General features: G+C 40.5%; 14 protein-coding genes. 3 read left to right on the top strand and 11 right to left on the bottom strand.

The window, feature by feature from the left end; genetic code table 11:
* Positions 1-7 precede the first annotated feature (7 nt).
* The 4 genes from AAC851_RS13780 to xerA form a co-directional block, all read right to left on the bottom strand.
* Positions 8-1386, bottom strand: a protein-coding gene (locus AAC851_RS13780; RefSeq protein WP_340600307.1) for an IS3 family transposase whose coding sequence is annotated in 2 segments (ribosomal slippage) — positions 8-856 and positions 859-1386 — 1377 coding nt in all. Because the reading frame shifts where the segments join, the coding sequence is not laid out codon by codon here.
* 87 nt (positions 1387-1473) lie between these two features.
* On the bottom strand, positions 1474-2409 hold the full coding sequence (locus tag AAC851_RS13775) for an FAD-binding protein (protein ID WP_004640175.1): 936 nt from the start codon (positions 2407-2409) through the stop codon (positions 1474-1476).
* Positions 2410-2421: 12 nt separating this feature from the next.
* The gene (locus AAC851_RS13770; RefSeq protein WP_004640177.1) at positions 2422-3171 is read right to left on the bottom strand and encodes an electron transfer flavoprotein subunit beta/FixA family protein; all 750 of its coding nucleotides are present in this window, start codon (positions 3169-3171) and stop codon (positions 2422-2424) included.
* Positions 3172-3602: 431 nt separating this feature from the next.
* Positions 3603-4496, bottom strand: a complete 894-nt coding sequence (xerA, locus tag AAC851_RS13765) for a site-specific tyrosine recombinase/integron integrase (protein ID WP_340601047.1) — start codon at positions 4494-4496, stop codon at positions 3603-3605.
* Between the two features lie 156 nt (positions 4497-4652).
* Between xerA and AAC851_RS13760 the strand changes: the two genes are divergently transcribed.
* The gene (locus AAC851_RS13760) at positions 4653-5264 is read left to right on the top strand and encodes a LysE family translocator (protein ID WP_134251708.1); all 612 of its coding nucleotides are present in this window, start codon (positions 4653-4655) and stop codon (positions 5262-5264) included.
* On the opposite strand, the gene AAC851_RS13755 is transcribed toward AAC851_RS13760, so the two are convergent.
* The 5 genes from AAC851_RS13755 to AAC851_RS13735 all read right to left on the bottom strand — a co-directional run bounded on the left by AAC851_RS13755 (position 5261) and on the right by AAC851_RS13735 (position 10138).
* Positions 5261-5875, bottom strand: coding sequence for an alpha/beta fold hydrolase (locus tag AAC851_RS13755; RefSeq protein WP_166739948.1), 615 nt, complete (start codon positions 5873-5875; stop codon positions 5261-5263). The two genes, AAC851_RS13760 and AAC851_RS13755, sit on opposite strands and share 4 nt — an antisense overlap.
* A 59-nt stretch (positions 5876-5934) precedes the next feature.
* Positions 5935-6789: a diaminopimelate epimerase gene (dapF, locus tag AAC851_RS13750; RefSeq protein ID WP_134251704.1), complete on the bottom strand. Its 855-nt coding sequence runs from the start codon at positions 6787-6789 to the stop codon at positions 5935-5937.
* A gap of 5 nt (positions 6790-6794) precedes the next feature.
* Positions 6795-8045: a diaminopimelate decarboxylase gene (lysA, locus tag AAC851_RS13745; protein ID WP_134251702.1), complete on the bottom strand. Its 1251-nt coding sequence runs from the start codon at positions 8043-8045 to the stop codon at positions 6795-6797.
* Between the two features lie 22 nt (positions 8046-8067).
* Positions 8068-8307, bottom strand: a complete 240-nt coding sequence (gene lptM, locus AAC851_RS13740; RefSeq protein ID WP_005086194.1) for an LPS translocon maturation chaperone LptM — start codon at positions 8305-8307, stop codon at positions 8068-8070.
* 331 nt (positions 8308-8638) lie between these two features.
* Entirely contained in the window at positions 8639-10138 is a 1500-nt protein-coding gene (locus AAC851_RS13735) for an alanine/glycine:cation symporter family protein (RefSeq protein ID WP_134251700.1), read from the bottom strand.
* Between the two features lie 357 nt (positions 10139-10495).
* Between AAC851_RS13735 and radA the strand changes: the two genes are divergently transcribed.
* Positions 10496-11884: a DNA repair protein RadA gene (gene radA, locus AAC851_RS13730; protein WP_004640192.1), complete on the top strand. Its 1389-nt coding sequence runs from the start codon at positions 10496-10498 to the stop codon at positions 11882-11884.
* 82 nt (positions 11885-11966) lie between these two features.
* Positions 11967-12983, top strand: a complete 1017-nt coding sequence (locus tag AAC851_RS13725; RefSeq protein ID WP_134251698.1) for a Tim44 domain-containing protein — start codon at positions 11967-11969, stop codon at positions 12981-12983.
* 52 nt (positions 12984-13035) lie between these two features.
* On the opposite strand, the gene AAC851_RS13720 is transcribed toward AAC851_RS13725, so the two are convergent.
* Together AAC851_RS13720 and AAC851_RS13715 are read right to left on the bottom strand one after the other, a co-directional pair.
* Positions 13036-13518, bottom strand: a complete 483-nt coding sequence (locus AAC851_RS13720; protein WP_134251696.1) for a hypothetical protein — start codon at positions 13516-13518, stop codon at positions 13036-13038.
* Positions 13519-13532: 14 nt separating this feature from the next.
* Positions 13533-14021 carry a hypothetical protein gene (locus tag AAC851_RS13715; RefSeq protein ID WP_005089582.1) on the bottom strand — a complete coding sequence of 163 codons (489 nt, stop codon included), beginning with the start codon at positions 14019-14021 and terminating at the stop codon, positions 13533-13535.
* Positions 14022-14090 lie beyond the last annotated feature (69 nt).

Below are 14090 nucleotides of genomic sequence, written 5' to 3'. Positions count from 1 at the left end.
GGTTTGATTAAGTCGCTTTTAAGGACTGGGTTCTGTACTGTACAGGACTCAGTCCTTTTAATTTAACCTTGATTCTTTCATGGTTATAATAGTGTATATATTCTTTCACTGTCTGTTCTAGTTCATCAACTGAATTAAATTTCTCTCCATAGAAACATTCAGATTTAAGTATGCCAAAGAAGCTTTCCATCACTGCATTATCCAAGCAGTTTCCTTTACGTGACATACTTTGTGTTAAACCATGCTGTTTCAATTGTTGCTGATAATGACGCATTTGGTATTGCCAACCTTGGTCTGAATGTAAAAGAGGCTTGTCATCGGGCTTGAGCTTACCTAACGCAGTGTCTAGCATGTTTTTGACTAGAGCATAATGTGGTCTGCGCTGGGTTTGAAATGCAATGATTTCTCCATTGAATAAGTCTATGACTGGAGATAAATACAATTTTTCACCACGTACATTAAATTCTGTCACATCCGTAGCCCACTTCAGATTTGGTTGATCCGCTTTAAATTGACGTTGTAATACATTGTCTACAATCTTACTCACTTGCCCTTTGTAAGAGCGATATTTCATCACCCTGATACGTGATTTAAGCTGCATAGACTGCATCAGCCGTTGAACACATTTATGGTTGATGATTCGTCCCATATTCCTTAAGGCAAGCGTAATCCTACGATAACCATATCGTCCCTTATGTTGATGATAAATCGCCTTTATTTGTTGTTTAAGATCACTATATTTATCTTCAAGTTTGCGTTGCTGTTCATGATAAAAATAGGTGCTTCGGGCCATTTGAGCTGCATGCAATAAATGCTTTAGCTCATGATCTTGCCTTAATCCTGATATAAGTTCTGCAAACGCTGCTGTTCGGCTGCTTCTTTTGCTTCTTGTTCCAGTCTTAAGGCTCTCCGCTTTTTTAAAAGTGCAACCTCAGCTCGTAGATATGCAAGTTCTTCAAGCAACTGTTCCTGTGTTTTATCGCGATCTGCTTGAGAATATTGAGTTCTGGTTCTTTGCGGCTTTGGCATCTGTTTGGCTCGTCCTTTAGGTTTGGCTTTTAAGCCATCTATACCATATTCATGATATAGATTTAACCATTGCAGAATGGTTGCTTTTTCCCTGATATGAAACCGTTGTGAAGCCTCTTTAGCTGAAAGTCCTTCATTTAAAAGGCTTTGTACAACTTGAAATTTAAATTCTTGAGAATAGTGGGATTTAGTGGTTTTTACACTTAAACCTGAAATACCATATTGTTCAAAAGCTGTAACCCATTTCTGAACATCCATATGGTCAACACTAAATTTTTGACCTGTAGCAGCCTTTCCAAAACCGGATAAGTAGTACTGGACAACCTCAAGTTTAAATTCTTGAGAATATTTAGCCATAGAAAAGCACCCTTCAAATTAGACTAAAAGTGTCCAACTTTCGGGGTGCAGTTCATTTCGGAGCGTTTTTCAACTTAATTCAAAGAATTAAAGTTTAGATACCAATTCTGGTACAACAGTGTTCAAATCACCAACTAACCAGTAGTCAGCAACGCTGTTGATTGGCGCTTCTTCGTCTTTGTTGATTGCAACAATAACTTTAGAATCTTTCATACCAGCCAAGTGTTGGATTGCACCAGAGATACCGATCGCCATGTAAAGATCAGGCGCAACGATTTTACCAGTTTGACCTACTTGGAAATCGTTTGGTACGAAACCAGCATCAACCGCAGCACGTGAAGCACCTTGTGCAGCACCAAGCTTGTCAGCTAATGGATCAAGTACTTTGTGATAGTTCTCACCAGAACCTACACCACGACCACCAGAAACAACGATACGTGCAGCAGTTAATTCTGGACGATCAAGTTTCACGATTTCTTCGCTAACAAACTTAGAAATACCAGCATCGTTTGCTTCAGCAACAGCTTCAACTGCAGCAGAACCACCTTCAGCAGCAACCGCATCGAATGCAGTACCACGAACTGTACCAACGATGATAGCTTCATCAGATTGAACAGTTGCGATTGCGTTACCTGCATAGATAGGACGCTTGAAAGTGTTTGCAGATTCAACAGCAATGATGTCTGTGATCATGCTTACATCTAGAAGTGCAGCAACACGTGGAAGAAGGTTCTTACCAGTTGTTGTAGATGCAGCTAATACGTATTTGTAACCGCCTTTCGCGATGTCAGCAACTAAGCCAGCAACGTTTTCAGCAAGTTGGTTTGCATAAGCAGCATTGTCAGCAAGTAATACTTTGCTTACACCAGCAACTTTAGCAGCAGCGTCAGCAACTGCTTGAGCACCAGAACCAGCAACTAATACAGTAATGTCACCACCGATTTTTTGAGCTGCTGCAACAACGTTTAATGTCGCACCATTCAAAGTTTGGTTGTTGTGATCTGCGATAACTAAAATACTCATGATTTTACTCCCTTAGATCACTTTCGCTTCATTTTTCAATTTTTCAACAAGCTCGTCTACTGACTTCACTTGTACGCCAGCTTTACGTTCAGCAGGTGCTTCAACTTTAATTGTTTTAAGTTTAGTGCCTGTTGCAACGCCAAAATCAGCAGGTGACTTAGTATCAAGCGGCTTTTTACGCGCTTTCATGATGTTTGGAAGCGCAGCATAACGTGGCTCATTCAAACGTAAGTCAGTTGTGATGATTGCTGGAAGACCAAGCTCAACAGTTTGTAAACCACCGTCGATTTCACGAGTTACTTGAACTTTACCACCATCAACTTTAACTTCTGATGCAAAAGTACCTTGACCTGCGCCAAGTAAAGCACCAAGCATTTGACCTACTTGGTTAGAGTCGTCATCAATCGCTTGTTTACCAAGAAGGATAAGTTCTGGTTTCTCAGCATCTACTACGCCCTTCAAGATTTTAGCAACTTCTAAAGCGCCAACTTCATCAGCAGTTTCAACCAAAATACCACGGTCAGCACCTAAAGCCATTGCAGAACGAAGTTGTTCTTGCGCATCTTTAGTACCCACTGAAACAACAACGATTTCTGTAACCGTTCCTTTTTCTTTTAAGCGAACCGCTTCTTCAACTGCGATTTCACAGAATGGGTTGATAGACATTTTAACGTTAGTAAGGTCAACCCCACTATTGTCCGGCTTAACACGAACTTTAACGTTGGCATCAACCACACGTTTTACAGCAACAAGAGCCTTCATGTAATCCTCGGCTGTTCTAAGCAAGTAAATGTAGTAAAGAGTATTCTAACTCTTCGAATGAAACTTTTTAGGTGCCCTATCTTGCAATGTATTTGGCATTTCGGTCAAGTCACAATTTCCACTAGCGCAATAAAAAAGATGAAATGCCCAGTTCACTAATTCAAAACAATTATTCATTTAGGAGTTTTAATTTATCAGCAGAATGAATATTACATTTTGATTTTTTTAATCTTTTAAGTAATTCAAAGACCTAAAACAAACTTTATTCTTCAATTTAGAATGATCTACGATAGATCATTTCCCATCACCTTAAACAGTCTTCAACTTTATATAAAAACTGGCAATAAAGTAAGCGTCATAATTTAGTGAGCTTTCTAGAGAAAGTGGAAAATTCATCGACTATTAAACAAGCAATATTGCAACATAATATATCAAGCATTAGTTTTTTGCGCTCGAGGATGGGCTTGATCATAAACTTTTGCTAACTGATCAAAGTCTACATGGGTATATATTTGTGTAGTAGATAAATTGCTATGCCCTAACATTTCCTGTACAGAACGCAAATCTCCACTCGCTGAAAGCATATGGCTCGCAAAACAATGTCTCAACAAGTGTGGATGTAAGTCAACATTCACCCCTGCGCGCTGGGCTTGTAATTTCACTCGATTTTCAATTTGCCTCGGCATCAAGGCACGTCCCTGTTGTGAGATAAACACCGCCGAGTCCGCCGTAAAACCACCTTGCCAAATGCGATAAATTTTCAGCCATTCAATTAAACTTTGTTTTGCTTTGAGTCCGAAAGGGACGATTCGGGTTTTATTGCCCTTACCTGTGATACGCAATAGTTGGCGATTAAAATCAATATCTTTGATGGTCAAGCCCTGCAATTCTGCCAAACGTAAGCCACTTGAATATAAAAGTTCCAGCATGGCTTTATCTCTCAACCATAGCTGTTGATCAATCAGTTTCTCTGGCGCAGTCTGATCTAAGATTTGATTGATCGTTTCAATATCAACCATACCCGGTAAAGGTCTAGGTTGACGCTTTAACTTAAAATCAGCGGATGGATTATGCTGTAGGTATCGTCCTTGCGCTGCCCATTTCATAAATTGACGAATAGAAGTCAAATGTCGTTGCAAACTACTGGAGCTCAATTGATCCTGCTCTACCCGAGATGCCAAGTATTCTCTTAAATCTGATGCTTCAACATCTTCTAACTGTAACTGTTTATATTCACAAAATTTAAAGAAATCAGTCAGATCACGTTGATAAGCGGAAATAGTATGCGCTGACTGATTTTGAATCACCCGTTCTTTTAACCACATTGACAGCAGCTTTTCAGGAGTTTCCAAGTCATTCTCCATCCTATTTCCTTTATCGTGATATTTTAACCATGTTTGTTCTCAGTATTAAACAAATCTCGAAGATCATCGATCATTGTAATACAATAAATTTCAAGCATTAGACTTTAGCCCACTGCCATGACAACAATTCTAATCCCTTATCTAATCGCAATTACACTCCTTACGATCACTCCTGGCCTAGACACAACTTTGATTATTCGTACTGCAACACTCGAAGGAAAATTAAAAGCCTTTCAAGCCGCATTGGGAATTAACTTAGGGTGTATTGTTTGGGGACTGATCGTGGCTTGTGGTCTAGGGGCATTATTAATGACTTCTGATCTGGCTTTTAACATTTTAAAATGGATGGGTGCATTCTATCTTGCATGGCTTGGATTGAATATGCTCCTAAAACCTCGCGCACAACTTACAAATACAGAGACAACTCACTCAATTCAGAACTGGTTTGTTAAAGGTTTTTTAGGTAATTTGCTTAATCCTAAAGTTGGTATTTTTTATATTTCGTTTCTACCTCAGTTTATTCCGCAATCTGCTTCACCGATTGCTTGGACGATGGGGTTAGTCATGATTCATGTGGTCATTGGTTTTATCTGGTCAATGTTCCTCATCTATGCCATGCAAACGGTTTCGCATTACTTGAAACAACCCAAATTTATTCGCTATATGGATCGAATTACAGGTAGTATTTTTATTCTGTTTGCACTCAAACTTGCGTTTAGTAAACGTTAATTTGAATCGTGACGATTCAAATAAGTATTGATATATGCTGCGACCTGCTGTGCATGTGTATGAGCAAACTGATGATCACCACCCTCTATAATGTGCAGTTCAGCATTTGGAAAGCGTTGATTTAAATATTCCCCGACAGTGGGTGGACTCAATGGATCTTGATCTCCCCACAATAACAATACTGGAATATCAATTGAATCTAGCTCGGCGTCAAAATCAATATTGGCTGTCACAAACCAATCAGGATATTGTAAAAAATGCTGGCTATACCCTTCACGCCAATCTTGAACATCAAAAGACTCCAGCGGAATACCACCAGACGTGGCAACCAATACTAATCCTTTTACCCATTCAGGTTTAGTTAAAGCCGAGGCAACTGCAAAAATCCCACCCATCGATTGAGCGACGATCACACATTCTTGTTGAACTTTTCCGATCACATAATCAATCAATGCCTCGAAGCTTTCTATATTTTTATTTGCTTCAACACAACCAAATGAAGGATAACCTATAATTTCTTTGTCATATTTATCAGGCAACAAATCACTTACAGGTTGCCAAAAATTTAGATCGCCAGATGCACCCGGTAAAAAAATAATTTTATTCTTCATCAGCAACTTCAAACTATTAAAATAAAAAAGAGCACCATGATCTGGTGCTCTTAAGTGCATTAAGATTGAAAATATCTCAAATCCAAACGCCCTTCATATACATATGCAGTTGGACCCGTCATCCAGACGACATCACCTTCACGCCATGCAATATGCAACTTACCGCCTGCAAGCTGAACTTCAACTTCATTCGCAAGTAAACCACGACGCATACCACTTACTGCAGCAGCACATGCACCTGTACCACAAGCTAAAGTTTCACCAACACCACGCTCAAATACGCGTAAACGCACATGCTTTTCATCCAAAATTTGCATAAAGCCTGCATTGACTCGTTCTGGAAAACGTACATGCGATTCAACTTGTGGACCAATTCCAGCTACATCAGCGGTTAGTACATCTGGAACAATGGTCACTGCATGTGGATTGCCCATATTGACCACATCAATATTGATGCTCTTGTCATCAGCAAGCTCTAAGGAATATAAACCCTCAATGTCTTCGTCGACTTGGGTCACAAACGGAATCTCGTCTGGAAGAAATTTGGGTGGCCCCATATTCACGCGAACCCAACCATTAGCCCCCAACTCAGGTTCTACGATACCCGCTTTGGTCTGTACACGAATCTTAGTTTTAGTGGTTAAACGACGTTCATGCACGAAACGCGCAAAACAACGAACCCCATTTCCACATTGTTCAACTTCGGAACCATCCGCATTAAAAATACGATATTTAAAATCTACATCTGGAAAATCAGGTGGCTCAACAAGTAAAAGCTGATCAAAGCCCACACCAAAGTGGCGATCAGCTAAACGCTGAATCGTCACGGTATCTAAATAAGCTCGCTGGGTAATGAGATCAACGACCATAAAATCATTGCCCAAACCATGCATTTTGGTAAATTCTAAAAACATCCAATTTACTCCTCAGGCAACAAACGCTCTTTTTCCCAGAGTGATTCTATTGTTTCGCGCTCGCGAATTAAATAGGCCTGATCGCCATTGACCATTACTTCGGCAGCTCGACCACGACTATTATAATTTGAACTCATCACAAAACCATATGCACCAGCACCCAAAACAGCCAACACATCATTTTCTTGTAGAGCCAAATTACGCTCTTTACCTAAAAAATCACCAGTTTCACAGATAGCGCCGACGAGATCCCACGTTTTTACTTCAACATCTGGATTTGGATTAACTGACTGAATATCCATCCAAGCTTCATATAATGCAGGACGAATTAAGTCATTCATTGCTGCATCAATAATTGCAAAGTTGCGATGGTTGGTTGGCTTTAGCAAATCAACCTTGGTCAGTAAAGTACCTGCGTTGGCTGAAATACTCCGTCCTGGCTCCATATAAACTTTTAAACCCAATTTTTCTAAAGCTGGGCGCATTGAATTTGCATATTCAGCCACCGTTGGCGGTGTTTCATCTTTATAACAAACACCTAAACCACCGCCGATATCAATATGTTTGAGGTTGATCCCAAGTTTTTTCAACTGCTCAATCATTAAAATGACGCGATCAAGTGCATCAACGAATGGTTTGGTTTCTGTCAACTGCGAACCAATATGACAATCAATACCCACGATCTCTAAATTTGATAAAGACGCTGCATATTGATATGTTGCATCGACTGCATCGCTCGGAATACCGAACTTGTTTTCTTTTAAGCCGGTCGAAATATACGGGTGCGTTTTTGCATCCACATCAGGATTAACACGCAACGATATCGGTGCTTTTTTGCCGAGCTTTGCTGCAACTTTTTGAATTCGATCCAACTCAGCATGTGACTCTACATTGAAGCAAGCAATACCCACGGTTAATGCTTTCTCAATATCTGCTTCAGATTTACCCAGACCTGAGAATACGATTTTCGCAGGATCGCCGCCAGCAGCTAAAACACGCGCAAGTTCACCACCCGTCACAATATCAAAACCTGCACCCAATTTTGCCAAGACATTGAGAACAGCGATATTTGAGTTTGACTTCACTGCAAAACAGATTTGATGATCAATAAAATCAAAAGCACGATCCATATCCAAATAATGTTTTTCCAAAGTTGCTTTGGAATAAACATATAGAGGTGTGCCATATTGCTGTGCGAGCTGGTCTAATGAACATTGCTCTGCATGCAATACTCCATTAATACGAGTGAAACTCATGAAGATGTCCTTATATACAAACTTAAGGTGAAGTGGTCTGAGATTGAGTGGAAGGTTGTGCGGTTTGGTTATCTACCTTGCTATCCTCTGTATTTACATCAGAAGAAACTTTGGCTGGAGATGTTTCATTCTTGTAAAGCAAGTATTTTGCACGTTTATCATGATTTGGATCAGATGGTAATTGCAATGCACCTGACTGACCACATGCTGTTAATACAACACAACTCAGTAACACACTGATAGAACAAATGACTGGACGCATCTGAGCACCTAACTTTTACGATTCGCAGCAGTATAGCGTGATCATTCGACAGGCTAAAGTCTAAACATAAAAAAACGCCAATTTCTGTGGAAATGATCCAATACTTTAAAAATAGCTTTCTTTGTTAATAGCATTCAACTCATTGTTACCTGACACGCAAGATCACTTTGGATCAATCCAACACGCTATTTTTATTTTGTCCTGAGCGAATATGCTATTTCATTCCACTTACCAATTCATCGCCTATATTCATTAATATTTCAAGTAAAAATCGAAAAAGCAGCCATATAGGCTGCTTTTAAGTAGAACATGAAGATGATGTCGTCAAGACTTAATCTTTTTTCGATTTATTCTTGAGGCGATCTTCCCAGAATGTTGCATTACGGATACCAAGTTTAACTGGATCAAATGTAAATTCAGTTACACCAGCTTTTTGCTGTTTCTCATAATCACGCAATGCTTTAATCGTCGGCTTCCAGATGAAGTAAGTCAAGATAATACCAATGATGTTAATCCATGCCATTAAACCAACACCAATATCACCAATACCCCAAATATAACCAGTTGCACTAATTACACCATAAACCACTGCTGCAATAATGAAGCATTTGGTGAGGAACATTAATGAAGGCGTTTTTGTGATATAGCTGAGGTAAGTAATGTTGGTTTCAGCAATATAGTAGTAAGCAATAATGGTCGTGAAGGCAAAGAAGAATACCGCCAACGCTACAAATATTTGGCCAAAACCACCAAAAACAGTACTTACAGCCATTTGAGTAAAGGCTGGCGAGCCAATCTCAACCGTTGGACTTACATTTTGTACAATGAATTGACCAGCCTCTAAAGTCCCTTGAACATTATACATTCCTGTGATCAAGATCATAAAAGCAGTTGCTGAGCAGACAAATAAAGTATCAACGTAAACAGAAAAAGACTGCACTAAACCTTGTTGAGCTGGATGCTGTACTTCAGCTGCAGCTGCAGCATGAGGTCCTGTACCTTGTCCAGCTTCATTTGAGTAAACACCACGTTTTACCCCCCAGCCAATTGCAGCACCCACACCCGCCATAGGTGTAAAGGCATCAGCGAAGATCATGCGGATAACATTCGGAAGCTCTTGAATATTAATAAACACAATCACCAACGCCATGATGATATAGCCTAGCGCCATAAATGGTACAACGAACTGCGCGAATCGTGCGATACGTTTAATACCACCAAAAATAATGATCGATAATAAGGTTACGATTACTACAAGCGCGACAAGCTTATATACACCAACATTACCAAAGACGATCGCACCCTGACCTGTGATCTGGGTAAATGCATTTCCAACAGCATTTGCTTGAATACCTGGTAAGAACAAGCCACAAGAAATAATTGCAGCGATCGCAAATAAAATACCTAACCAACGTTGGCCTAAACCCTTATCAAAGTAAAAAGCAGGTCCACCACGGTATTGACCTTGATATTCTACTTTATAAATTTGACCTAAAGTCGATTCAACATAAGCAGTACTTGCGCCTAAGAATGCAACAACCCACATCCAAAATACGGCACCAGGACCACCAAAACCAATTGCTGCTGCAACACCAGCAATGTTACCTACACCGACACGACCAGAAAGCGAAACAGATAAAGCTTGAAAAGATGAAATCCCCTGTGATGAAGATGTTCCCTTTATTAATAACTTTCCCATCTCTTTGAGTTGTCGAATTTGAACGAACCGCGTAAGAATAGAGAAAAATAAACCTGCACCTAAGCATAAATAGATTAGCGCTGGGCTCCAGATAATACCATTTAACCAATCAACAATTTCTGCTGCACTCATATAAATCAACCTTTTTTATATACGTTGGAAATATAACAACTGTTAAATTCCCATTTGTCTGAGCAAGAGCAATATCTATGCCATTCAACTTAAGTTTCACGACAAGAATTGAACAAACGCTCAAAGACCTTCCATGGAAAAAGTGAACTGAAGAAATATCTAAACTCAAAAACACACTGTATCTTACTTGTAAAAGTCTTATATCATGTTATTTTTCTGAGCACTTCCCTTTAATCAGTAATTGTACGAAAAAACGCCCTTTTTCTTTATCCTTATCAAGAAAAAATGGACTCGACGCATCGTCTTCGTATTTACTTTACTTTTTAACTAATTTACACAAATTTTTCAATTTTAAATATGGCAAAAATTAAAACTGTTTACCGTTGTGAACAATGTGGTGCTGATCATCCGAAATGGGCTGGGCAATGTACTGAATGCGGTGAATGGAACTGTTTGGTCGAAGTACGTATCGAACCGACTGTTACACATCGCGCTCAACCTAAAATCGGTGGCTATGCAGGGCAAGTTGCCAATATTACGACACTTAATCAAGTTTCTGTATCCCATGAAACACGTTTAGCGACAGGTGTAAGTGAGTTTGATCGAGTGTTGGGCGGAGGTCTGGTCACGGGTTCCGTTGTGCTTATCGGTGGTGATCCGGGTATTGGAAAATCCACAATTTTGCTGCAAACAGCCACTCATATGGCCAGTAAGAACAGTTCCGCGCTCTATGTCACTGGCGAAGAATCTCTTTCTCAAGTTGCTTTACGAGCACAGCGTCTAGACTTACCTACCGACCAACTCAAGGTTATGGCAGAGACTTGTGTGGAACGTATTTGTGAAGTTCTGGCACAAGAACGCCCTGCGGTTGCCATCTTAGACTCCATTCAAACCTTGTATACCGAGACGCTACAATCTGCACCAGGTGGTGTTTCACAAATTCGTGAATCTGCGGCCCTACTCACACGTTTTGCAAAAAATAGTGGAACGGCGTTATTTATCGTGGGGCATGTAACCAAAGAAGGTGCTTTAGCTGGACCACGTGTGCTTGAACATATGGTGGACTGTGTTTTGTATTTTGAAGGGCAAACTGACTCACGTTATCGCATGATTCGTGCGGTAAAGAACCGTTTTGGTGCAGTAAACGAGCTAGGCGTCTTTGCAATGACCGACAAAGGGTTAAGAGAAGTTGCAAATCCTTCTGCAATCTTTTTAAGTCGTTATGACGAAGCAATCCCCGGTTCTATCGTGATGATTAGCCGTGAAGGTACTCGCCCCCTACTCGTTGAAGTTCAAGCACTGGTAGACGATGCACACACACAACCACGTCGTGTTGCACTTGGCTTAGAGCAAAACCGCCTAAATATGTTACTCGCAGTGATGCACAGGCATGGTGGAGTACAAACTGCAGGACAAGATGTATATGTCAATGTTGTTGGCGGATTAAAAATTACGGAAACAGGTTCTGACTTAGCTGTTCTACTTGCCTGTGCTTCGAGCCTACGGGGCAAGGCACTTCCACAACAACTCGCTGTATTTGGTGAGGTCGGTTTATCAGGTGAGATTCGTCCTGTTCCAAATGGTCAGGAACGTCTCCGAGAAGCAGCAAAACATGGCTTTAAATATGCAATTTTACCGCGTGGCAATGCACCGCAAAAAGCAATTGACGGGATTCAGGTGATTGCTGTTGCGCGTTTACATGAAGCTTTGACAGAGGCAATGCAATTGAGTGATGAATTGACATAAAAAAATATACTTTTTTCATTGAAATTCTGCACAAATACCTGCATAAATACACTCACAAATTGGAATTGAATAGGAATTTTCGATGCAAGTACACCAGCGTGGCTTGATGGCAGCTTTATTAATGGCAACTTTGGTTGCTGCACCCCTTGCGGAAGCGAAGCGTGCAGGTGGCGGTAAAAGCCATGGCATGAGCCGTTCAAGTTCAAGTCAATCACAGCCAGCAAATAATCAGTCTTATCAGCAACCACGTCAAGCAACACCAGCACAACAACAACCTGCTACAGCACCACAAAAATCAGGTCCTGGCGTAGGTGGTATGGTCGCTGCGGGTGTCGCTGGTGCAGCACTTGGTGCAGTAGCAGCAAATGCAATGGCTGATGATAAAGACCCAGCACAAACCGAGCAGCAAGCTGTAGCAGCGGAGGAAGAGAAACAAGGCCTTCCAAGCTGGATATGGGTCTTACTTGCAGCAGCCGCCGCCTTCTTTGTGTTCCGCAGATTAGGCGCAAAAAAAAAATTAGCAGCAAATAACCCATACGCTCCAAACAATGGCGGCCCAAACTCGAACCAGTTTAGCCGTCAAAGTTCACAACCAACTGCTCGCCAAACTGGCGACAATACCAATATCTTTGGCCAAGCAGTTGGCGGTGGTGCTGCAACACAATCTCCATTTGGTAATGCACCGACTCAAGCTCCATTTGGTAGTGCAACCATGAGCAGTGGTAATCAATTACCAGATGGCACTGAACCTGCTGCTTTTTTACGTACTGCACGTCAACGTTTTAATCATATTCAATCCGTCAACAATGCCAATAACATCGAAGAAATTCGTCGTTATTTAACACCTGAGCTTTACAACTCTATGTATCAGGACATTATGGCGAATCAAGACCAAGACGTTGCGGAATTTAGCAATCTAAATGCAATGGTGACTGAAAGCACGACTGAGAATGGTCAATACATTGTCAGCGTTCGTTTTACCGGCACAGTCAGTGAAGATTTAAATAGCTTACCGCAGCCATTTACTGAAATCTGGCATTTTGTAAAACCTGCTGGTTCACAACAAGATTGGGTTGTCGCAGGTATTCAACAAGCTTAAAACGCTGATACACCAAAATGGCTACCTTGGGGTAGCCATTTTTTTGACCATTTCAATCCCAAAGATGATGAAAATACTGCGCAAATAGCTCCCGACCTTGTTGTCGTTTCCAATGATCAATCTGTTCCCATTGTTGCTTACGCTCTCTGTAAGCTTCTATATCTTGTTCATTAAAACCAGCTTTGGCGAATGTTAGCATCCTCATTGGAATACAATCATCAGAGCTTCTTTGCCGATCTACATCCTCGATCATTTTTAAATCATAAATACTAGATTCAATTGCCTCATAATCCTGTTGTGGTGAAAATGCATGGATCATTTGGTTTAAGGCTTCTTCCCATGCTTGTGCTGTTTGCTCTGTCGCTGTACCCAATGGATGCTCTGCTGTACTTTCTACTAAAAATGCGGATGGAATACCCTGTCGTTTCGATTGTTTAAACTGCACTAAGCCTGCATGAATAATTTTTGCTAAATGTGTATCTAACTCCCAAACTTCTTTTTGAGAAAAACGGAGCTTTCCTTTTTGTATAAACATCTTATGTTCTTATCTTAATCGTTTTTAATTTGCTTAAAACCATCATTTTCTACATGGTAATACACCGTTTCACACATTTCCTGATTGCCATAACGACTCCCCACTGCCACGACCAAACGACTGTCTGTTTGGTAAAAAATATCGTTTGCGGTAAAGCCTTTCTGTTCACTATAACAATCAGCAAAGCTATCAGGCAGCATAAAGCTCTGCCCTGTTTTAGCATTATAGGCTAAAGCCAAACTACACCCTCCTCCACAGCCTACAGTTTCCATAACATAATGCCCTGCAAAGTTGGGTTGTTGTTGGGAAATGTCTTTGAATAAAGTGCGGTATTTTTGACTCTGCGGATTGAGTTTTAAGGGCTGGTTTTTCCCTGTATAGTTTTTTGCAGGATAGTCCCCAAATGTTGGCGTTTTGGCATAGAGTGAAGATGAGCCCAAAGCCAATATAGTGATATAAAAAGTAATACTTAATTTAGTCCGTATGCTAGATAAATAATGCATTTTTTAATTATCTCCTTATATGGCATATGCCTGTCGAACTACAACTGTTTGATGACCATCTTTTGTATT

It is taken from the genome of Acinetobacter sp. HZNU-JH01, from assembly GCF_037996845.1.
Classification (GTDB): domain Bacteria; phylum Pseudomonadota; class Gammaproteobacteria; order Pseudomonadales; family Moraxellaceae; genus Acinetobacter; species Acinetobacter haemolyticus.
The sequence above is the reverse complement of the archived record's forward strand: the minus strand, read 5'-3'. Positions and strand labels throughout refer to the sequence as shown.